Below are 20,640 nucleotides of genomic sequence, written 5' to 3' on the forward strand. Positions count from 1 at the left end.
CGCACACGAACACGACCCCCTCACCACCGTGACGGGGCACTGAGACTCCGGGCCGGACGCTGGTCGCAGCCACGGCACCGTCCGGCCCGGTACACCGACTGCGGCAGGGAGGCCACTCATGAACCGGGAAAAGCCGCATCTGGGTGTGGTGCAGGAAACACTCCTCATTCCGCTGTACGCACGCGCGGTGGAGAACCGCAAGCAGTTCCCCCTGCTGCGCGACGCCCCTGCCGAGGAGATCGTCGCCGCGCTCGACTACGACTTCGCGCGCTTCGACGGCCTGCCCAGCCTCACCGGGGCGATGCTGCGCACCGTGCTCTTCGATCGCTGGGTGGCGGACTTCCTGTCCGTCCATCCCGACGGAACCGTGGTCGAGATCGGCACCGGCCTGAACACACGCCACGAACGCCTCGACAACGGCCGCGCGAGGTGGTTCGAGATCGATCTGCCCGACGTGATCGGCCTGCGCCGGAACTTCTTCGCGGACACTCCACGGCGGACCATGATCGCGGCCTCGGTGACGGACGAGGCATGGGCCGCCGAGGTGGCCTCGCCGGCCGCGGGGCCGTATCTGTTCGTCGCCGAAGCAGTGCTGCCCTACCTGCACGAACCGGAGGTCCGCCGAGTGGTCGGCCTTCTCTCCGAGCGCTTCCCGGGCTCGCTGCTGGCCCTCGACACCGCGGGCCCCGGCTTCTTCGACGCCCAGGAGCAGCACGACGCCCTCAGCAAGGTCGACGCCCGCATGCACTGGTACTGCCCCGACCCGGCCCGGCTGGCCGACTGGCGGCCGGGCACGCGGGTACTGGCGTCGCACACGCTCACCACCCTTCCCGGCCCCTTGGTCGCGGAACTCCCGGTTTCCTGCCAGGAGATGCTGTCCGTGCTCGCCGCGCAGCGGCTCCCCCAGGCCGAGGGCTACCGGCTCAACCTCGTGCGCCTGCCCTGACAGCACGACCGGTCCCGGAACCCACCGCACTCGCCCTGGATCCGACTGACCCCGCTCCGTGGGAGGTGGGCGTCCTGCGCGACGCATCGGCCACACAGTCATCGGCGCACTGGCGCCCGACGCGGCAGCGGAAGGCCGTTCTGAGCGCCCTGCACGAGCGCGCCGGCTTCACGTCCGCCCAGGAACTGCACGAGGCGCTCGAAGCCGACGGCACCACCATCGGCTTGACCACGGTGTACCGGACGCTTAGCGCCCTGGAGCGCGCCGGGCAGGTCGACGTGGTCCGGGGGAAGACCGGGCAACGGCTCTACCGCACCCGGCCCACCGACGGGCACCGCCACTATCTCGTCTGCCGCGATTGCGGCTTCAGCACAGCAGTCGAGGCGGACGCGGTGGAACGCTGGGCGGAGGACGTGGCCGAGAGCACGGGATTCGCCGATGTCGAGCACATCGTGGAACTGACCGGCGTCTGCGACCGCTGTCGCGTCACCTCGACCGCGCAGGACTCGTCCGGGCAGCACACTGAGCGGCGACTCACACCCGGCCGGTGACGCGCGGGACAGGGCCCGGCGGCTGCACCGCCTCCGGCGGCGAGGGCGGGCCGGGACAGCAGCACACGGGGCCTCACCCGGCTGGCAGGCTTCGGAGTGTGACAGCAATGAGGCAGGACGGGTCCCGTGACCGCACAGATCAGCCGGCCGACGATGCCACTGCGGCCGTCCGGCGGTAACTTACCGCGAGGTGGGCGGCGGTCGTCAACGCCGGAGGAGCCGTCGTATCCATGGTCTGCCCCTCCCGTCGGTGACCGAAAGGCCCGGACTCCGGCCGGCGGGTCGAGAGGATCACGCACGCCCTCTCCCCGGACCAGAGCAGACTGCTCCTCGCGACCTGGGACGGCGCGTTCGCGGGCTGGCGTGGGCGCCGCCCTCATGCCGTATGCGAGAGGGTGTCGCGCGCGACGGCGCGACCCGTGCGCGTCGAGCAGGGCTGCCGGCCCTCATTGGTTCCCGGTCCGGAGGCCAGGTGGCGCCCCCTGCTCAGGAGGGAGTGGTGAGTACGCGGTTGAGTGCGCTGCCGGGGCGGCCGGTGAGGTCGTCCCAGGTTCCCTCTTCCGTGATGCGGCCCTTCTCGAGGACGGCGATGCGGTCGGCACGGCGGATGGTGGCCGGCCGGTGGGCGATGACGATCGTGGTGCGGCCCTCCTCCCGCAGCGCGGCGGCGAGCTGGGCGTCGCCGGTGTTGTCCAGGTGGGCGGTGGACTCGTCGAGGACGAGGACGTGCGGGCGGACCAGCAGCGCGCGGGCGAGTGCGATACGAGCCCGCTGGCCTCCCGAGAGCGTCGCGCCGCGTTCCCCGATGAGGGTGTCCATAGCGGCGATCCGGTCGACGCCGCACCGACGCGCTGTCGTGGCGAGCAGGTCGTCGTCCGCTTCGGGTGCGGCGAGCCGCAGGTTCTCGGCGAGGGTGCCGTGGAAGAGGGGGGTCTCCTGTCCCACGAGGACGACCGTGCGCCGCAGTTCGGAATCGCTCACGTCCCGGACGTCCACGGGGTCGCCGTGGGCGGACATCAGCTGGACCACTCCCTCGGAAGGGTCCCAGAACCGGGCGAGCAGGTGAGCGCAGGTCGACTTGCCGGCGCCCGAGACACCGACCAGGGCGAGTGTCTGCCCCGGGGGGACGGTCAGGTCGACGCCGTCCAGCACGGGCTGTCCGCCGTAGTCGAACCGCACCCCGTGCAGCCGGACACCCAGCGGACCGGGCGGCACGGGGCGGGGCGCCGCGGGCTGCGGGGCGAGGGCGGGGGCCTTGACGGCCGCGCCGACGCGGGAGGCCGCGGCGCGCAGTGCCACGGCCTGGCTCAGGGCGCGGGCCGACTCCGCGACCGGACCGAGGACGGACAGGGCCAGGGCCATCGCCGCCGGGGCCCACGCGCCGTGCAGCCGTCCCGAGGTCACGGACTGCGCCGCCGCGGCGACCGTGCCGAGGACGGCGGCCACGATGAGCAGGTCGCGGACCGATGCGGCGACCGCCTCCCACCTGGCCTCGGCACGCTGGGCGTCGCCCACCTGGCGCCCACGCTCCGCCAGCGTGCGGCGGCGCTGCGCGAGCCGGCCGAAGGCCAGCAGCTCGCGCAGTCCGTCGACGGTCTCCACCGTGTCGGCCGACAGCCTCGCCGTGGCCGTCCGGGTGCGGCCGCCGCGTACCGCGCGTCCCCGCGCGTCGGCGAAAGGCGCCGCGGCGAGCAGGGCCGCCACCGGGAGTACGGCGGCCAGCAGCCAGGGCTCTACCACCGTCAGGAGCAGGGAGCCGCCCGTGAGGATCGTTCCCGACGCGAGCAGTTGGGCGGTGGTGTGGGCGTAGAAGAACTCCAGCGCCTCCACGTCGGCCATGGCGGTGGCGGCGAGGTCGCCGCTGCGCCGGCCCGCGATGCGGGCGGGCGCGCTGCGGGCGAGTCCGTCGAAGACGCGCACCCGCAGGACGGCCAGCACCCGGTAGGCCAGATCGTGCGAGAGGTCCATCTCCCGCCAGGTCGTCAGGGCGCGGACGAGGACCAGGGCGACGAGCGCGGTGACGGTGGTGGCCGAAGGCACGCGTCCCTCGATGACAGCGGTCCCCACCGTGTGCGCGGCCAGGGTCACCAGCGCGACGAGGGAGCCCTGTTCGAGGAGGGCGGCGGCGCAGGTGCGGGCCGTCATGGCGCGGTGGGCGGCGAGGGCGGGCAGCAGGGCCCGCAGTGCGCGTCGCGCAGGTATGTCCGCGTCGGATTTCGCAGTGGTGGCGGTGGTTGTGGTTGAGCTTGTGGTAGCGGTGGCGGTGCTCATGCGGCGAGTTCTCCTCGGTGGGCGCGGCCGGCGTCGACGAGCCGCGTGTAGACGCCGCCGGCCTCGACCAGGCCGGTGTGCTCGCCGACGGCGTCCACGCGTCCTTGGTCGAGGACGACGATGCGGTCGGCGTGCCGGACGGCGGCCAGCCGGTGGGCGACGACCAGGACGGTCCGGCCGCTCGCGGCGTTCATCAGTTCCCGGAGGATGTTCGCTTCGCGGCGTTCGTCGACCGCGCTGGTGGCCTCGTCGAGGACCAGCACCGGGGCGTCCGCGAGCAGGGCACGCGCGAGGGCGAGACGCTGGCGCTGGCCGCCCGAGAGGGTGGCGCCACGCTCCCCGAGGACGGTGGCGTAGCCGTCGGGCAGGGCGGCTATCTCGTCGTGGACCCCGGCGACGCACGCCGCACGGGTCAGGTCGTCGTCCGTGGCGCCGGGCCTGGCCAGGCGCAGATTGTCGGCGATGGTGGCGTGGAAGAGGTAGGTCTCCTGTGAGACGACGGCGATGCCCTGCCGCAGAGAGTCGAGTGCGTACGCGGTGGTGGGGCGTCCGTCGAGGGTGATGCGGCCCTCCTGCGGGTCGTGATGGCGCAGCAGCAGGGCCAGCAGCGTGGACTTGCCCGCGCCGGAAGGGCCGACGATCGCCGTGGTCCGTCCCGCCGGCGCGGTGAAGGAAACGCCGTCGAGGGCGGGCGCGGGTGTGCCGTCGTAGGCGAACCGGACGTCGTCGAAGCGCACTTCGGGCGGGGTGGTCCAGTGGGCGCGCATCTCCCCGGTGTCGGGTACGGCCGGCTCGGCGGTGCGCAGCGCCGCGAGACCGTCCGCGGCCGACACCCCCAGGTATCCGGCGTGCCATTCGCGGGCCAGGTCGCGGACCGGCCGGAAACACTCGGAGGCCAGCAGCAGCACCAGATAGGTGCCGGTCGCCGTGGTGGATCCGGTGGCGGACGACCAGCACGCCAGGAGCGCGGCGGCGACAGTGCCGCCCTGGATGGCGAGGTCGGTGATGGCGGTGTCGACCAGGGACACCCGCAGTTTGGCGACGGTCGCCCGGTGCAGCGCGGCGGACCGCTCCTCCAGGCGTGCGCGGGTGCGTCCGACGGCGCCGGCGGCACGGAGGGCGGGCATGCCCTGGAGTGCCTCCAGGTAGTCGGCGCCGAGCCCTTCGTAGGTGTCCCAGTGCTCCTTGCCGCGGGCGGCCAGCAGCCGGTCCCAGGCGCGCGGCCCGGCGAGGGCCAGCAGCAGGGCGGGGACCAGGCCGAGGAGTGCCCACGGTTCGACCACGGCCAGGGCCGCCAGTGCCAGGGGCGGCACGGTGAGGGTGACCAGGAGCTGGGGCAGGTAACGGGAGACGTAGGCGTCGACGCCCTCCACCCCGTCGACGAGGGTGGTGCGGACCGCCCCGGCTCGGGCGGTGGTCAGGTGGGCGGGCCCCAACCGACCCAGGTGGACGAGCAGTTCGTCCCGCAGGGCCACCCTGACGCGGGCCCCGGCACGGGTGGCGGTGTGCCGCTGCCACAGGGTGAGCCCGGCGCGGGCGGCGACGACGGCGAGCACCGCGGCCAGCAGCCGCGGAAGCTCACCGGTGTCACCACGGGCCAAGTGGGCGAGCGCGAGGGCCAGCAGTGCGGCCTGCACCAGGTGGGTCAGGGTGACGGCGCCCTGCAGGAGGGTGGCCGCGAGCAGGGGGCGCCGGGTGCGCCCGGCGGCGCGGCGCAGCTCGGGGTGGACGATCACGTGATGTTCTCCTCGTCGGCGGCGTGGCGGGTGCCGAGGGCCAGTCCGTGGACGACCCAGTCCCGGCCCGGAGGGGCGCCGAGGGCGGCGCCGAGGTCCGCCTGCTGCCAGGAGCCGACGGGCCGGGCCGACAGCCCGTGGCGCGAGGCGGTGACATGGGCCAGGTGGACGGCGAAGCCGGCCTGCAGGTGGGCGCGGCGGATGTGCATGGCGTCGGCGTCCGCGGGGCAGCCGTGGGCGAGCAGGACGGCGCCCGCGTCCGCGAGCCACGCCTGGCCCGCGGCCCAGGCGGCGAGCGTCGGGCGGGCCTCTCCCGCCGCGTGCCGCCGCAGGGTCGTGCCGTCGGCGGACAGTGCCACCAGGACGGGTCGTGGCGGGCCGACCGCGGCGCACCAGCGCAGGTCGCCGGTGCCCGCCTGTACGGCGGCGGTGAGGACCGCCCGCAGCGCGTCCTGGGACGGGGTGCCCGGCATCGGCGGTGGGGTACTGCGGCGCGCCAGCAGTTCGGCGGGCGCGGGCGGGCCCCCCGGCGGGTCCGGGACACGGGCGCCGCCGTCCGGGCGCGCCTTGCCCCGCCCACCGGCCTGGTGCGCCGGGCCCCGCCCACCGGCCTGGTGCGCCGCCGGGCCGCCCCGCCCGTCGGGCGGCGGGATGTGCACGGCGGCCAGCGGGCTCCCGGCGAGTCCGTCGAGCCGTGCCTCGGGCTCGTCCGTGCCCAGCGCGCGGGCCGCGAGGAACAGGGCCGCGGCTGCGTGCCCGGTGTCCAGCAGGAGCAGCGGCCAGGCGCGGTGCCCGTAGTGGGAGACCGTGCGCCGTGCGGTGACGGAGAGTTCGGCGGTCACGCCGGGAGGTGTATTCCCCGGAGGCCGGCCGAGGTGATGGACGCGGTGGCGCAGCGGGTCGTAGCCGTAGCGGCCGGGCGGCAGGGAACAGCCCGCGCCCACCACCAGTTCGGTGTCCACCGGGTGCAGCGCACCGGCGGAGGCCACGGGCCGGAGGCGTCCGGAGGCGTCCGCCGCGGCCAGCGACAGGCGCAGCAGGGCCCCCAGGTCGAGGTCGGCCGGGCCGGCCGGCGGGAGGGGGCTCGGCGGTCCGGGCCAGGCCCGGACCGTTCCCCCGGCGGGGGTGCCGGGTCCTGGTGGCTCCGGGGAGCGTGCGCGGGCGAGGGCGGCGACGAGGTCCACCGGCCGGTCCTCGCGGAGGTCTTCTTCCACGGCTGCGGCCCTCACATGTGCGGCGGAGGCGCCAGCGTGAAGTCCTCCGGCGCGCTCGGCGGGCTCGTGCGCCACCCTCGGGCGACGGCGGCCGCGGCGAGGCGCGGGCAGCCGAAGTAGCCGAAGGCGGCGGGGGCGTTGGGCAGCAGTCCGGAGACGAGAACCCGTGCGACGCGCAGGGAGGTCTCGGCCACGTCCTCCGTGGTGAGGTCGAAGGTCATGACCCGGTGGCCGCCCGTCCGCAGCGCGCTGTCCAGGCGTTGCCGGCTGCCGGGCTCGACCTCGCCGATGGACACGGTGCCGAGCGCGGGTTCGGTGAAGCGTCTGGCCTCGGCGGCCATCCGCTCGTCGAGCCACACCTGCACGTGGGCGCCCAGGTCCCGTACGTGCTCGAACTGCTCGCCGCACGCGTCGAGGTAGCGGGCGTCGGCCCGGTGGTCCAGGTACAGCCCGCGGGCGAGCAGCCCGGCCTCCACGGCCTTGAACACCCAGCCGTCGGAGCCGGTCAGGCCCTGGGTGAAGACCCAGGTGTGGACGGCCTCCAGGACGGCCTTGCGGGCGGCCTCGGCCGGGTCGTACTTGCAGGCGAACCCGGCGGCGTACAGGCCGAGGCGCGCATCGTGCACGAGCGCGGCCATGCAGGGGGCGAACTCCGAGTGCATCTGCACGATGTGGACGTCGAACGCCGAGCCGGTGAGGTCGTCGGCGAGGCCGGGCACGCTCGCCGGGTCGATGCCGCGGGCCGGGCCGTCCAGATGCCACCACAGTTCCAGGGCGTCGCGTTCGACGATCTCCAGCAGGCCGCGTTCGACGGCGTCGTCGAGGCCCTGTCCGGTGGCGATCCCGGCGTAGTTGAGGTGGTGGGTGCGGGGTAGCTCACGCAGTGCGCCCTGGCGCCAGTTGAGGTGGGTGAGCGCGACGGGTGCCCAGACCTCCGTCGTCCCTCCGCCGGGCAGCAGTTCGGTGCCGCGGGTCCACAGGGCCGGGGTGTCGGGGGTGAGGGGGCGGTAGGGGAACTTCTCCCGGGCGTACTGCCAGTCGGCGTACGCAGGCAGGTCGCCGGGGCCGTAGAGCCGCAGGCCCTTGTCGGCCAGTTCGGTGGCGGTGGCCCGCACGGGGGCGTCGGGGTGGCCGGGCGGCGGGACGCGGTTGCCGCAGTACCGTTCCACCCCCTCGGCTATCGCGGCGACGCGGGCCTGGGCGGGGTCACCGAAGGTGGTGCCGAGGGAGACCCGGTCGGCGGGCCACAGGCCGTGTCTGCGGGCGTCGGATATCTCGGCCGTGAGCGCGGTGTAGCGGGGCGGGGTGCCCGCCGGGTGCTCGACGGGCTCGACGTTGCGGACGATGCCGCAGACGGGGTCGACGAGTGCTTCCAGCGGCAGCGTCGTCATCTCAGGATCTCCTCTGCGGGGTCGACGGGGGTGGGGCGGGAGGGGAGCACGGGCAGGCTCAGCACCACGCTGTCCGGATCGATCTCGCGCCGGGAGGCGTGCAGCGTGGCGGCCTTCACCGGGTCCTGACCGGTGTGCGGGTTGCGGGCATGGGCCGGGAAGTGGTGTCCGGCGATCTCCAGGCGCAGCCGGGTGCCGGCGGGCAGCCGGCGAGCGAGCCGGCCGAGGGCGAGGGTGAACGCGGCGTCACGGCCGGCCGGTTCGGCGCGCCGGACGATGCCGACGGCGAGCCGCTCGGCGACTCCTTCCGGCGTGAGGGCGACCAGCCGGGCGGCCCAGTCGGCGGACCGCGTGTGCGCGGTGGCCCGCAGGTGCACGCTCACGGGGCCGACGACGTCGAGCGGACGCGGCAGCGGTGGGGTGATGAGCAGGCAGCGGTCGGGCGGGCCGTCGGTGGGGACGGTCAGGTCGTCGGAGCGGACGGGCCGGTCGGGGTCGGCGGTGAAGGCGGCCCCGTGCAGCAGCCGCGGCCGCCGGGTGCGCGGTTCGCCGTTCGTACCGGCGGGCAGCCACAGGTCGGCCCCGCCCAGTCCCTGTGCGCCGTGGCCGCCGGGGGCGAGTTCGCCGGCCAGGGCGCGGCGGGCCCAGCTCACGTACAGCTCGCCGAGGTTCACCCGGTGGGCCGGTCCGGCGTCGGGGCCGGGTGTGGAACCGAGGCCGTGGCCCCAGGGGCCCAGCAGCAGCCGCGCCGAGGGTCCGCCCCAGGCGTGCCAGAGTGCGACGGTCTCCTCTGTGAAGTGGTCGTGGTGGCCGCCCACCGCGAGCAGGGGCACGGCGGCCTGCGCCGCCCGGGCGGTCAGGCGTCCGCGGTCGCGGTGCCGCCACAGGCTTGCCCAGGAGGGCAGGGCGCGGCCCAGCCGCTCGGGGAGGCCGGTGAGCGGCAGGTGGGTGAGGAGACCGGGGTCCGCCGCGAGGGCCTTGTCCAGCGCGCGCTCGTCCGAGTCCGGTCGGTCACCGTGGGCGGCCCACCATCCGGCGCGGGACAGCAGCCGCTCCACACCGGACGCCTCGCGGGCCGTCTCCGCCAGGCCGAGGGCGGGTACGGCCGCGAGGACGGCGTCGGGCCGGGCGTCCTCAGGCGCGTCGAGGGCGAGGACGAGGGCGCAGTGGGCCGCGTAGGAGGCGCCGGCGGCCACCAGCCGGCCGTCGCTCCACGGATGCCGCCGGATCCAGCGGACGGCCGCCGCGCCGTCGGCCGCCTCGTTCGCGTAGGGGTGCCATTCCCCCGGCGACGCGAACCGGCCGCGCACGTCCTGGACGACGGCGGCGAATCCGCGGCGGGCCCAGCCACGCGCCTCGGCCCGGTGCCGGGTCCGGTCGTAGGGGGTGCGCACCAGGACGGCCGGGAAGGGACCGCCACCGGCCGGGAGGACCACGTCGGTGGCCAGTTCCTCCACGGCCGCGTCGAACGCGGTCATCCGTCCTTCTTGGGCATCGGGGCGACGGTGGGCACCGGGAGGACGGGGTGCTCGGTGACGGCCAGCGTGCGCAGGTCCACGCGGCGGAGCCGGCGCCGGGCCGGGAGGCCGACGGTGCCGGGTGCGCCGGTGGCCCACCGATGGAGATCGTCCGCGAGCAGGGCGGCGAGCAGCGTGGCGGCGGGCGGGGTGAGCCGGACCGGCGCGCCGGAGGTACGTGGTCCGCTCCAGTACGCGGCCAGTTCGCGGTGGGCGGGGGTGGCGGCGAGCCGGCGGGACCGGACGTGCCCCGAGGTGACGTCCGAGGGAGCGGCGGCCACCGGCTCGACGTACGCCTGCCAGCCCTCGCGGTGGCAGCGCAGCCACGCGACGCCGTGGTCGGGCAGGCGGTCGGCGGCGTCCCACAACCCGTCCGGAACGGGTCCGTCGAGGCACCACACGACCGCGGAGGGGTCTCCGTCGAGCAGGTCCTCGACGGCCACCGGTGATCCGCCCGAGGCGGTCTCCGTCACGCGAGGCCGGGCGCCCAGGGCGGCCAGTTGCGCCGCGAGCGGTTCGGTCAGTACCGGGTTGCCGAGGATCCGGATGTCCTGGCGAGCGGCGGGCCATCGCGCGTCCCGCGGCCCTTCCGCCAGATAGCCGGTCTCCTCGAACGCCCGCACCACACGTTCGAGTTCGTCGTCCGCCGGGCCTGTGGACCCGCCCGTGAGCCGGGAGAGCAGAACGTCCTGGTCGGCGCCCCTTGTCCTGACGCTGAAGAACTCCCCTTCCGGGGTCCGGACGGCGAGCCCCCGGCCGGGCACGGCGACGACGTCGACACCGGGGGCGAGTCGGCTGCGGGACACGACGATCCTCCTGACGAAAGGGTGGGGATGGGCGTGGGCCCGCCCGGAAGGCAACGGGCGGGCCCACGGTCGAGGGTGGCTAGGCCCTCGCTTACTCCTCGTTGTCGTCGAAGGGGTTCTCGACGAGCGCGTTGGAGTGGGAGGCCGAGGCGTGCGCCAGCTGGCCCTGGTCGGCGATCGGCGTGAAGATCTGCTCGTTCTCCATGAACTCTCCTTGTTAGAGCGGGAGTTACGACGTTCGAGTGAGCGCCGCGATGACAATCTAATGACTCTGATTTTCATATTCTAGATCTGGGAGAGGGTGATCTGGGTAACACACCGGCCAGCCTCCCTCAGGGTCCCGGCCGACCCGTCCGGCCACCTTCAGCACGTCCGCCAGCAACCCCGGGGTCACCACCTCCCCCGGCGCCCCGTCGGCCACCACACGGCCATCGCGCAGGGCGACGACGCGTTCGGCGAACCGCGCCGCGTGGGCCAGGTCGTGCAGCACCATCACCACGGTGAGCCCGCGCTCCTCACGCAGGCGGACCACCGTCTGCAGCACGTCGAGCTGGTGGTGCAGATCCAGGTAGGTGGTCGGCTCGTCGAGCAGCAGGACGCGCGTGTCCTGGGCGAGCGCCATCGCGAGCCGCACCCGCTGCCGCTCGCCTCCGGACAGCGCGTCGACGTCACGGTCGGCCCACTCCGCGACCCCGACGTCACGCAGCGCCCGGTGCACGACGGGATCGTCGCCCTCACGCAGCATGCCCAGCGGTCCGCGCGCCGCGTACCGCCCCTGGCGGACCAGGTGACGCACGGTCATGCCGGGAACGCCCGGGGCGGACTGGTGCAGCAGGGCCACCCTCCGGGCCGTCGCGCGCCGGGACAGCCGGGCGAGGTCGTCCCCGCCGAGCCGGACGCGCCCTTCGTCCGGTTGCAGCAGCCCGGCAGCCAGTCGCAGCAGGGTCGACTTGCCGCAACCGTTCAGGCCGATGAGGGCGGTCAGTTCACCCGGCCGTACGGTCAGGTCGACGCCCCGCAGCACGGGTCGCCCGGGGTAGCCGAAATGGACCCCCTCGACGTGGATCCCCACGGGCTCGGTCATGCTCTGTCCTCGATTCGACGTCAGAACGAACGGCTCGGCGTGCGGCGCACGACGACCAGCAGCAACGCGGCCCCGAGGCAGGCGGTGAGCGCCCCGACCGGCAGCGTGAGCCGTCCGAGGTCCAGCACCCCCGCCAGCAGCCGCGAGGACAGCTGCGCCGCCGCGTCCGCCCCGCACACGACCACCGCGCCCGCCAGGGCGGCGCCGGGCAGACTCACCCGCAGGTCCGCGCCGAAGGCGGCCACGGCCACGTGCGGGACGAGCAGCCCCACGAAACCCAGCGCTCCCACGGCGGCCACCGCGCCCGCCGTAAGCGCCACCGCGCACAGCAGGGCCAAGGTCCGGGCCCGGCGAGCCGAGAGACCGGCGGCCAGAGCGATGTCGTCCCCGCAGCGCAGCAGCGTCAACGGCCCGGCCAGCAGCCAGGCCGCGACCCCCCAGACGAGGGCCCACGGCCACAGCAGGTGCCAGTGCTGCCACACCCGGCCCTCCGTGGTGCCCACCAGCCACTGGACGACACTGCCGAGTTCGCCCGGCTCCACCAGGAGCACCATGGCGGTGAGTCCGCCCAGCACCGCCGACACCAGCACCCCGTGCACGGCGGTCTGCGCCGGGTCACCGCGCCCGCGCCCGGCGAGCAACCACAGCAGCGTGGCTCCGGCGCACCCGCCCACGCACGCGGCGAGCACCACGGCCAGGGGTGAGTCCCACCCGGCGAGTCCCAGGGCGGTCGCGGTGACGGCGCCGAGCACCGCCCCCGGGGTCACGCCCGTCACCTCCGGCCCGGCAAGGGGATTGCGCAGAGCGGACTGCAGGACCAGCCCCGCCACGGCGAGACTGGCGCCTGCGCAGAGAGCCACCAGCAGCCTGGGCAGGCGAAGTTGGAACAGGATGTGGCGTTCCGTCGCGTCCCCGCCGCCGTTCAGGACCTCCCAGGCCACGCCCGGGGACATGCCGCGCCCGGCCACCAGTTCCACGCCGGCGCACACGACGGCCAGTACGGCGAGAGCCGTGAATCGCCGGGTCACCGTACGTCCTCCGTTCCGAACGCCCCGGAAGGGGGCGAGCAGTCGTCGTCGAGCCCACCGCGCCCGGGGGCTTCTCCGCCGGCGCCGTCCGGCGTTCCGGCGAGGGGGATGTCGTTGACCGCATGGGCGCGGGGGGTCGCGTCCGGCGTTCCGGCGCGGGGGAGGTCGTGCGCCGCGTCGGCACGAGGGAGGTCCTTCGCCGCGTCGGCACGAGGGAGGTCCTTCGCCGCGTCGGCACGAGGGAGGTCCTTCGCCGCGTCGGCACGAGGGATCGCTTCCGGCACCCCCGCGTGGGAAACGTCGTCGGCCGCGACGGAAGCCGCCTTCCGCGGTCCGGGCAGCGGCCCGCGCACCGCGGCCGAGGCGGTCGGCCGGCGCCGGGCCGACCGGTCGCGACCGCGCGACCGCATCAGCGCGACCCCGGCCGGCACCCCCAGCAGGGCCGTCCACGCGCCGGCCGGTGTCTCCACGGGCGCCAGCGCCAGCCGGGCCGGGGCGTCGGCGACGACCACGACGACCGCGCCCCATACCGCGGACCACGGAAGCCAGCGCACCGCTCCCGCCGCGGGGTTGAACCACCGGGCCAGGTGCGGGGCGAGGAAGCCCACCCATGCCACGGGCCCGCACACGGCCGTCACCGGGGCGATCAGCACCACCGCGATGGCCAGTGCCGCCAGCCGGGCGCGCTGGGCGCGCACCCCCAGCGCCTCGGCGTCCTGGTCGCCCAGCCGCATCACCGACAGCACCGGCGCGCACAGCACGAGCGCGGGGAGCGCGACGAGCAGCCACGGCCACAGTCCCGTCACGTCGTCCCAGGTCCGGGCGGACAGGGAGCCGAGCAGGTAACGGTAGATGAGCTGGAGGTCCAACTGGTCGGCCATGACCATCAGAACGAGCAGCGCGGCCTGCAACGCCGCCGCCACCGCGGCGCCTGTCAGCAGCACCGCGGACGGACTGCGGCCGAGTCCGGCGGCCAGGAGCGTGAGCCCGCCGCCGAGCGCGGCCCCCCCGATGGCGAGCATCGGCTGGACGGCGGCGGGCAGTGACAGGCTCAGTACCAGCGGCGCAGCCACCCCCAGCGCGGCACCGGACGACACGCCCAGCATCTCCGGCACCGCCAGGGGATTGCGCAGCGCCTCCTGTAGCACCAGCCCGGCCGCCCCGAGACAAGCTCCGGCGACGAGCGCCAGCACCAGTCGGGGCACGCGGAGTTCGAAGACGACGATCCCGGCGAGCGTGGTGTCCCCGTCCAGCACCGCGGCGACCAGCCGGTGCGGTGGGACGTATGGGGTGCCGAGGCTGAGCGCGCAGGCCGAGGAGACGGCCAGCACAACGACCACCAGGAGCGGCTGCCCCCTCCGCGCGCCGCCCGACGGCCGCAGTCCGCCCGCGGCGACGGGATCCGCCGCGGCGAGCGACGAGCGGGGCGTCCTCACCGCAGCGCGGCCGTGGCCTCGTCGAGGACGATGCCCAGCGAGCGGGTGCCGCGGCCCTTGGCCCACACCTCCGAGTCCACCTCGTGGACGTCGCCGTTCTCCACCGCCGGGATCTTGCCCCACAGGGGGTTCTCGGCCAGCTTCTCGGACAGCTTGCCGTCCGCGTCGCCGAAGCTCAGCGTCTCGACGAACAGCACGTCGACCTTCTGGGCGAGGATCTCCTCGAGGCTGTAACTGCCTTCCACACCACGGGACTTCCAGGGATAGTCGGCGATCTTGGGGAAGAGACTGGCGGCCACGTCGGTCTCCGGGGTCGCGACGCCGAAGTTCTCGTCACTGCCGTAGATGACGAGAGCGGTCTTGTCGCTGGGAGTCTTCTCGGCGGCGGCGAGCTTGGTCCGGAAGTTCATCTCGGCCTTCTCGCCCTCGGCGGTGCGCCCGGTGAGAGCGGCGAGGTCGCGCAGGTATCCGACGCTGTCCTCCCATGTCGCGGGCTGCATCGCCCAGAACGTCGTGGCGCCCTTGAGCGCCGGGGCGAGCTTGCCGTGGGTGTCGCCCAGTCCGATGACGAGGTCGGGCTTGTGGGAGAGGATCGCCTCCACCTCCGGGGCGATGAACCCGCCCGGGATGACGTCGACGTCCTTGGCCTTCTCCTCCCCCAGGAAGTCCGGGTGGGCGAGCAACGCGCTGTTGGTGGCCGTCGGGACGATTCCCAGCTCGGTCAGGATGTCATCGCAGAGCGCGAACAGGCAGACGATCCGCTCGGGTTCCTTCTTCAGAGAGACCTCGACGCCCTTCGTATCGGTCAACTCCGTGGACGCCGTGATGGGTTCGACGGTGACTTCGGTCTTCGCCGCCGGCTTGGCCCTGTCACTCACAGGTTCCCCGGACGACGAGCCGCAGCCGACCAGGAAGGAACCGACCACCGCTGCGGTGATCCAACTACGGACGAATCTCGACGGTGCGCGCAGCATCGATGCCCTCGCTCTTTCTCAGGTACCGGGACGCACCGAAGATACATGATAATCGTTTTCACGATATCGGTTCCTGGAGGACCCATGCCCACTGCCCCACCCGTTCTGCTCGTCTCCGACCACGTGGACGGATCCGTCCATGTGCTGACCGTGCCGGACGGCACCGTCGTGGGACGCCTCACCGGCCGTCATCTCTCCGAGCATGCCGGGTTCCTGGCGCTGCCGGGCGGGCGGGTGGCCTGCGTCGACGACCGTCGCGGGGAACTGCTGGTCCTCGACCCGTTCGCCGAGCAGCTCGTGGAACTCACGGTCCCGGTCGCCGTGCCGGCCGAGCACCTCGGCTGCGACCCGTCCGGTCGCCTACTGGCCGTCACCACCGGCCTGGGCGAGAACACCGAACCCTGGTCGGACCTGCTGACCGTCCTCGACCTGGAAACCGGAGACACGGCGAGGGTACGCACCCGCGTCGGCGAACCGGGCGTGACGGTGCTGGGCGGCGACGATCCGCTCGTCGTGCTGCGGCACCGGGCGCCCGGCGAGCTTGCCGTCCACCGGTTCGCCGACCTCCTCGCGGCTCCGCCCGGCTGCCCTCCGGTCACACCTCACGCGGTCCTGCCACTGCCGGACGACGGGCACGGGGACGCGTACGCACCCGGCAGGGGAGACGTGTTCGCGGCCACGGGCGAGGGAGTACACCGGGCCCGGAGGAAGGGCTACGCACTCGCCGCCGAGGCGGTCATCCCCTGGGGGTCCCCCGCCCGGGGCTGGTACCTCCGGCTCGACACCCGCCGGCCGGCGCTCTGGAGCACGCTGCGCGGCGGCGACCCGGACCCGCTGCGCTGGCCGGAGTGGACCAACCAGGCATGGCACCACGACCTGGAGACCGGCCGCACGCTCCACACGGAACTCGGCCCAGGGCTCGTGTTCCGACTGGCCCTCGCCCGGCGGCACACCGCCTTCACCCGGATCCACCCCGACGGCGACGAACTCGTGCTCCTGGGCGCCGACGGCTCCGTCCGCCGCATTTCCTTGCCCGCCATGGACGGCGCACCGCGCCGCGGCGGCACCCCCTGGGAAGGCGTCCAGCGCCGGGCGGTGGCAGCCTCACCGGGCTCCGACTGGATCGCCGTCACCCGAGGCGGCCACGGCGAGGTGCACCTGTTCGACGCGGAGACGGGGCACGAGGCGGCCCGCCCGCGGCTGGGCACACCGCTGCACCACGGCGGCCACGTGACCCTGCGCAGCCGCGACGACGGTGCCGACGGTGATCCTGTGGGCCGTTGACGACGCGTTCGGGCCCGCGCGGCGGGTGGCCGAACGCGATGAGCGGGCCGTCACGGTCTGGAAGGAGGCGACCTGGGCGGAGGTAAAAGAGCGCGGGCGGCGTGCGGGGGCTACATCTGCTTCGAGGACGAAGCGGGCTTCACGCGACGGCCGCCCCGGGGACGGACCTGGGGCCGGCGCGGACGCACCCCCGTCGTGACGATCAGCGGCCGGCGCTCGGGACGGCTGTCGGTAGCGGGGCTGATCGCGACGCGGCCCGGCTCGAGGACCTGGCTGTGTCACCGCCTCCGGAACCAGCGTATCGATTGCCCGGCAGTTGGTCCGCCGCGCGCAAGCCCGCATCGAAGGCGACCGCGACCGGCCATCCACGGTGAATGACACCGTCGCCTCGTCACTGCGTTCCAGACCGCCGCCGGCACCGGGATCTGAAGGACCTCACAGACCTCCTCCGTGCTTGCCGTCGCCGACTTCTTGACTGGTTCGTCCGGCTGCACAGACCCCAGGCCATGTCTGGTGGAACGGTTGATCTGGACGCGTCAGCATACTGCGGCCGTGCCCGCCGGTCACACCTGGCCTGTATGCCGCGCTCGACGGCCTTGGTGCTGGATCGCGAAGTGGTGCGTAGTGGCCGATTCCGAGAGACGGCGACGAGAACAACCGGCCCGTGCAGGTCACTGCCCGAGATCCCGCACATGTCGTCCCGGTGCGAGACGTCGCCGACTGCCACCTCTTGCAAAGAGTGCCATATCGCCACAAGAGACGCATACAAGAAAAGCGTAACTTAACTCCGCAAGTACACATACCGCCTGAGGTGCATTGACTTGTTCAACAATGAAGTTCAAGCTATGGAGCGTTTAAACCGGTTCAAGTCCTGGCCATGCAGTCGCCGAACACCGTTTCAGGTCATGAGTGCGCGGCATTTCTGGTACTCGGCAAGTTTTGTTCCGTAATGCCGGCCGCAGCGTTCGGAACCTGCAGTGGTCATGGGTCCGCCCGCCAGGAGACGACAGGAGTTGCGTATGTCCCGCCGCCCCACGATCGCGGACGTGGCGGCGTTGGCCGGGGTATCCCGTGCCACCGTTTCCTTCGTTCTCAATGACCGGCCCGGTGTGGCCGCCGCCACACAGCAGCGTGTCAGGGCAGCAGCCAAGGAGCTGGGGTGGACGCCGAGCCGCAGTGCGCGGTCGCTGTCCACTGGCAGGGCCCACGCCGTCGGGCTGGTCCTGAGCCGTGAACCGGAGCTCATCGGCACCGACCCCTTCTATCCGGCGTTCATGGCGGGAATCGAGTCGGTGATCTCCGAAACCGGCGACGGTCTGATGCTGCACGTCTGCCGCCCGGGCGACGAGGAGGCGACCTACCGTCGGCTCGACTCCGACCGGCGGGTGGACGGTGTGTTCCTCACAGACCTGCGTGTGGACGACCCGCGACTGGCGCTTGTCGCCGAGCTGGGTCTGCCCGCCGTCGTCGTGGGAGCCGTCGAGGGCGGGACGCAACTGCCGACGGTGAATCTGGACGACCGCCCAGTGATCCGCCACGCCGTACGGCACCTCGTGGAGCTCGGACACCGCGACATCGCCTACGTGGCCGGGCCTGAGGAGTTCGTGCACGCACGGCGCCGCCGTCAGGCGTGGGCCGACGCCCTCACCGAAGCAGGGCTGCCGGCCGGGTCCGTCCTGGCCGGAGGATTCACCGCCGAGGGCGGAGCACGGGCGACTCAGGCGCTCCTGGCCCGAAGCGCCCCGCCCACAGCCATCGTGTACGGCAACGACCTGTCGGCCACGGCGGGCATGGCGGTGGCGCAGGAAGCCGGGCTGCGCCTGCCCGAGGACCTGTCGATAGTCGGCTTCGACGACGTCCCCCTCGCCTCCTGGACCCTCCCTTCACTGACGACCTGCCGCGCCGATCCGACGTCCTGGGGTCGGGCCGCGGCGCTGGCGCTAGTCGAGGTCATCGAGCGAGGCACCGCCGAGGACGTGGAACTGGACCCCGCGACGCTGCTCCTGCGGGGCTCGACCGGCCCGGCGCCCGTCCGCGGGGCCAGCGCGTGACCCACGGCCTATGGCCGGTCACGAGTTGTTTTCCTCAGCTAGATCTCGTCACACGTCACGCGACGCCGATGTCCACCTGTTGACCCCATCGAATGAGAAATGGAACCTCCAATGAAGAAGGCTTTCCTCGCGATAGTTCCCGCGGCCGCCCTGGCCCTGACCGCGTGCGGCGGTGGAGGGGATTCCGCAGGCGCATCGAACGACGCGCGCGGACCGATCAAGATCTGGTACTCCAACAACGCACAGGAAGTCGCCTGGGGGAAGAGCATGGTGGCGGCCTGGAACGCCGCGCATCCTGACGAGAAGGTGACGGCTCAGGAGATTCCCGCGGGCAAGAGTTCCGAGGAGGTCATCGGTGCCGCGATCGCGGCCGGCAACGCGCCGTGCTTGGTCTTGAACACCGCTCCGGCCGCGGTGCCCGGCTTCCAGAAGCAGGGCGGGCTGGTCGCGTTGGACGAGTTCCCCGGCGCCAAGGAACACCTGCAGTCACGCGTCGGGGACCGGCTCAACCAGTACGCCTCCCCTGACGGCAAGTACTACCAGATGCCGTGGAAGAGCAACCCGGTCTCGATCATCTACAACAAGGACATCTTCAAGAAGGCCGGCCTCGACCCCGAGAACCCCAAGCTGGCGAGCTACGCGGACTTCCTGGAGACCTCGCGCAAGCTGGTGAGCGCCGGCGGGGCGAAGGCGGCCATCTGGCCGGCTCCCACCTCCGAGTTCTACCAGTCCTGGTTCGACTACTACCCGCTGCTCGCGGCCCAGACCGGCAAGCAGCTGGTCGAGGACGGCAAGGCCCAGTTCACCTCGAAGGAGGGCGTGAAGGCCGCGGAGATGTGGAAGACCATGTACGCCGAGAAGCTGGCGCCCAAGGAATCCTTCAACGGTGACGCCTTCGGTGAGGGCAAGGCCGCCATGGCCACCGTCGGCCCGTGGGCCATATCCGTCTACGGCGACAAGATCAAGTGGGGCGTCGCGCCCGTACCGACGGCCGACGGTTCACCTGCCAAGGGCACCTTCAGCGACCAGAAGTCCATCGGCATGTACACCTCGTGCGAGAACAAGGCGACGGCCTGGGACGTCCTCAAGTTCGCCACCAGCAAGGAGCAGGACGGCAAGCTCCTGGAGGCGACGGGCCAGATGCCGATGCGCCAGGACCTGCTCGGCGCCTTCCCGGACTACTTCGCCAAGAACAAGGAGTACGAGTTCTTCGCCGAGCAGGCCGCGCACACGATCGAGTCCCCCAACGTCCCCAACTCGGTGGAGATCTGGCAGACCTTCCGCGACGCCTACACCAAGTCCGTCATCTTCGGCAAGGGTGACCTGAACTCCGCGTTCAAGGAAGCCGCCGACGAGGTCGAGCAGCTCGCAGAGGGCCAGTAACGACCATGTCCTCGACACAGCTTGAGGCCCGGCGCTCCGGGGGTGCCTTTCCCGGAGCCGGCGGAAGCAAGGCGGAGCACAGGCAGCCCCTGTGGCGGCGGCTGGGCGGCCGCCAGCCCATCGGGTCGCTGATGGTCTCCCCGTATCTGCTCTACCTGGCCGCCGTCTTCGTGTACCCACTCGGCTACGCCGTGTGGATCTCGTTCCACGACTACTTCTTCACCGCCCCCGGGGTGCAGGTCGACCGTCCGTTCGTGGGTCTGGACAACTACGTCGCGGTCCTCTCCGATCCCGCCGTGTGGCGCTCCTTCACCAACATCGCCGTCTTCCTCGTCATCAATGTTCCGCTGACGGTGGTGGGCTCGCTGGTCCTGGCCACCGCGCTCAACAAGAGGATGCGGTTCCGCTCCTTCTTCCGGACGGCCTACTACATCCCCTACATCACGGCCAGTGTCGCCGTCGTGGGTGTGTGGCTGTTCCTGTTCAACACCAATGGCGTGGTCAACAAGGCGCTCGGCCCCCTCGCGCCGGACCCCTCGTGGCTGGTGAACTCCACACTGGCGATGCCGCTCGTCGCGGTCTTCGTCGCCTGGAAGCAGTTGGGCTTCTTCGTGGTGCTGTACCTGTCGGCACTGCAGAACGTGCCCAACGAACTGTACGAGTCGGCGGCGATCGACGGAGCCGGGAAGTTCCGCATCTTCCGGTCGATCACGGTGCCCGCGGTACGCCCCGCCACGCTGCTGGTGCTCATCCTGGCCACGGTGACCGGCGCCAACCTGTTCACCGAGCCCTACCTGCTCACCAGCGGCGGTGGACCCGACGGAGCGACGACCTCGCCGGTCCTCCTCATGTACCAGCGAGGTCTGCAGCAAGGGCATCCCGACGAGGCCGCCGCCATCGGCGTGATCCTCGTGGTGCTGATCACCGCCATCTCACTCGTCTACCGCCGCTTCACGGAGAGGGACTGA

At 73.0% G+C, this 20,640-nt stretch carries 16 protein-coding genes and 1 pseudogene; 6 read left to right on the top strand and 11 right to left on the bottom strand.

From position 1 onward, the window contains the following. Nucleotides 1-118 precede the first annotated feature (118 nt). Together ACGF8A_RS32905 and ACGF8A_RS32910 are read left to right on the top strand one after the other, a co-directional pair. The gene (locus ACGF8A_RS32905) at nt 119-946 is read left to right on the top strand and encodes a class I SAM-dependent methyltransferase (RefSeq protein WP_393114162.1); all 828 of its coding nucleotides are present in this window, start codon (nt 119-121) and stop codon (nt 944-946) included. Between the two features lie 65 nt (nt 947-1,011). Next, nucleotides 1,012-1,497, top strand: a complete 486-nt coding sequence (locus ACGF8A_RS32910; protein WP_393114164.1) for a Fur family transcriptional regulator — start codon at nt 1,012-1,014, stop codon at nt 1,495-1,497. A gap of 486 nt (nt 1,498-1,983) precedes the next feature. Here ACGF8A_RS32910 and ACGF8A_RS32915 read toward each other — a convergent pair whose 3' ends face one another. From ACGF8A_RS32915 to ACGF8A_RS32965, 11 genes and pseudogenes are all read right to left on the bottom strand, one after another. Next, nucleotides 1,984-3,768, bottom strand: coding sequence for an ABC transporter ATP-binding protein (locus tag ACGF8A_RS32915; protein WP_393114166.1), 1,785 nt, complete (start codon nt 3,766-3,768; stop codon nt 1,984-1,986). Beyond that, complete coding sequence (locus ACGF8A_RS32920; protein WP_393114168.1) at nt 3,765-5,504, bottom strand: ABC transporter ATP-binding protein/permease; 1,740 nt, start codon at nt 5,502-5,504, stop codon at nt 3,765-3,767. The genes ACGF8A_RS32915 and ACGF8A_RS32920 overlap by 4 nt, the downstream gene beginning before the upstream one ends. After that, nucleotides 5,501-6,718, bottom strand: coding sequence for a SagB/ThcOx family dehydrogenase (locus tag ACGF8A_RS32925; protein WP_393114170.1), 1,218 nt, complete (start codon nt 6,716-6,718; stop codon nt 5,501-5,503). Before ACGF8A_RS32925 ends, ACGF8A_RS32920 begins: the two co-directional genes overlap by 4 nt. A gap of 11 nt (nt 6,719-6,729) precedes the next feature. After that, nucleotides 6,730-8,109, bottom strand: a complete 1,380-nt coding sequence (locus ACGF8A_RS32930; protein WP_393114173.1) for a YcaO-like family protein — start codon at nt 8,107-8,109, stop codon at nt 6,730-6,732. Continuing rightward, nucleotides 8,106-9,587, bottom strand: a complete 1,482-nt coding sequence (locus ACGF8A_RS32935) for a CocE/NonD family hydrolase (RefSeq protein WP_393114175.1) — start codon at nt 9,585-9,587, stop codon at nt 8,106-8,108. Before ACGF8A_RS32935 ends, ACGF8A_RS32930 begins: the two co-directional genes overlap by 4 nt. After that, a complete protein-coding gene (locus ACGF8A_RS32940) occupies nt 9,584-10,432 on the bottom strand; it encodes a hypothetical protein (protein ID WP_393114177.1) in 849 nt (282 codons plus the stop codon). Before ACGF8A_RS32940 ends, ACGF8A_RS32935 begins: the two co-directional genes overlap by 4 nt. A 91-nt stretch (nt 10,433-10,523) precedes the next feature. Next, nucleotides 10,524-10,637 carry a streptamidine family RiPP gene (gene amiA / locus ACGF8A_RS32945; protein ID WP_240499128.1) on the bottom strand — a complete coding sequence of 38 codons (114 nt, stop codon included), beginning with the start codon at nt 10,635-10,637 and terminating at the stop codon, nt 10,524-10,526. Nucleotides 10,638-10,694: 57 nt separating this feature from the next. Continuing rightward, the gene (locus ACGF8A_RS32950) at nt 10,695-11,516 is read right to left on the bottom strand and encodes an ABC transporter ATP-binding protein (RefSeq protein WP_393114180.1); all 822 of its coding nucleotides are present in this window, start codon (nt 11,514-11,516) and stop codon (nt 10,695-10,697) included. Between the two features lie 20 nt (nt 11,517-11,536). After that, nucleotides 11,537-12,544 carry a FecCD family ABC transporter permease gene (locus ACGF8A_RS32955; protein WP_393114183.1) on the bottom strand — a complete coding sequence of 336 codons (1,008 nt, stop codon included), beginning with the start codon at nt 12,542-12,544 and terminating at the stop codon, nt 11,537-11,539. Between the two features lie 329 nt (nt 12,545-12,873). Continuing rightward, a pseudogene (locus ACGF8A_RS32960) lies at nt 12,874-13,872 on the bottom strand (FecCD family ABC transporter permease); the annotation flags it as partial. A gap of 104 nt (nt 13,873-13,976) precedes the next feature. Beyond that, entirely contained in the window at nt 13,977-14,954 is a 978-nt protein-coding gene (locus ACGF8A_RS32965) for an ABC transporter substrate-binding protein (RefSeq protein ID WP_393114186.1), read from the bottom strand. Between the two features lie 84 nt (nt 14,955-15,038). On the opposite strand from ACGF8A_RS32965, the gene ACGF8A_RS32970 reads away from it, so the two are divergent. From ACGF8A_RS32970 to ACGF8A_RS32985, 4 genes are all read left to right on the top strand, one after another. Continuing rightward, on the top strand, nt 15,039-16,238 hold the full coding sequence (locus tag ACGF8A_RS32970; RefSeq protein ID WP_393114188.1) for a hypothetical protein: 1,200 nt from the start codon (nt 15,039-15,041) through the stop codon (nt 16,236-16,238). Between the two features lie 1,019 nt (nt 16,239-17,257). Next, nucleotides 17,258-18,289: a LacI family DNA-binding transcriptional regulator gene (locus tag ACGF8A_RS32975; RefSeq protein ID WP_393114190.1), complete on the top strand. Its 1,032-nt coding sequence runs from the start codon at nt 17,258-17,260 to the stop codon at nt 18,287-18,289. A 111-nt stretch (nt 18,290-18,400) separates the two neighbouring features. After that, on the top strand, nt 18,401-19,672 hold the full coding sequence (locus ACGF8A_RS32980) for an extracellular solute-binding protein (RefSeq protein ID WP_393114192.1): 1,272 nt from the start codon (nt 18,401-18,403) through the stop codon (nt 19,670-19,672). Between the two features lie 5 nt (nt 19,673-19,677). Continuing rightward, the gene (locus ACGF8A_RS32985) at nt 19,678-20,640 is read left to right on the top strand and encodes a carbohydrate ABC transporter permease (RefSeq protein ID WP_393114195.1); all 963 of its coding nucleotides are present in this window, start codon (nt 19,678-19,680) and stop codon (nt 20,638-20,640) included.

The organism is Streptomyces sp. NPDC047706 (assembly GCF_043204795.1).
Classification (GTDB): Bacteria; Actinomycetota; Actinomycetes; order Streptomycetales; family Streptomycetaceae; genus Streptomyces.

Coding starts and splice junctions, on each gene's coding strand:
- ACGF8A_RS32930 (WP_393114173.1), bottom strand. CDS start 8,109: ATGACGACGCTGCCGCTGGAAGCACTCGTCGACCCCGTCTGCGGCATC.
- ACGF8A_RS32985 (WP_393114195.1), top strand. CDS start 19,678: ATGTCCTCGACACAGCTTGAGGCCCGGCGCTCCGGGGGTGCCTTTCCC.
- ACGF8A_RS32935 (WP_393114175.1), bottom strand. CDS start 9,587: ATGACCGCGTTCGACGCGGCCGTGGAGGAACTGGCCACCGACGTGGTC.
- ACGF8A_RS32975 (WP_393114190.1), top strand. CDS start 17,258: ATGTCCCGCCGCCCCACGATCGCGGACGTGGCGGCGTTGGCCGGGGTA.
- ACGF8A_RS32970 (WP_393114188.1), top strand. CDS start 15,039: ATGCCCACTGCCCCACCCGTTCTGCTCGTCTCCGACCACGTGGACGGA.
- ACGF8A_RS32915 (WP_393114166.1), bottom strand. CDS start 3,768: ATGAGCACCGCCACCGCTACCACAAGCTCAACCACAACCACCGCCACC.
- ACGF8A_RS32980 (WP_393114192.1), top strand. CDS start 18,401: ATGAAGAAGGCTTTCCTCGCGATAGTTCCCGCGGCCGCCCTGGCCCTG.
- ACGF8A_RS32965 (WP_393114186.1), bottom strand. CDS start 14,954: ATGCTGCGCGCACCGTCGAGATTCGTCCGTAGTTGGATCACCGCAGCG.
- ACGF8A_RS32950 (WP_393114180.1), bottom strand. CDS start 11,516: ATGACCGAGCCCGTGGGGATCCACGTCGAGGGGGTCCATTTCGGCTAC.
- amiA (WP_240499128.1), bottom strand. CDS start 10,637: ATGGAGAACGAGCAGATCTTCACGCCGATCGCCGACCAGGGCCAGCTG.
- ACGF8A_RS32905 (WP_393114162.1), top strand. CDS start 119: ATGAACCGGGAAAAGCCGCATCTGGGTGTGGTGCAGGAAACACTCCTC.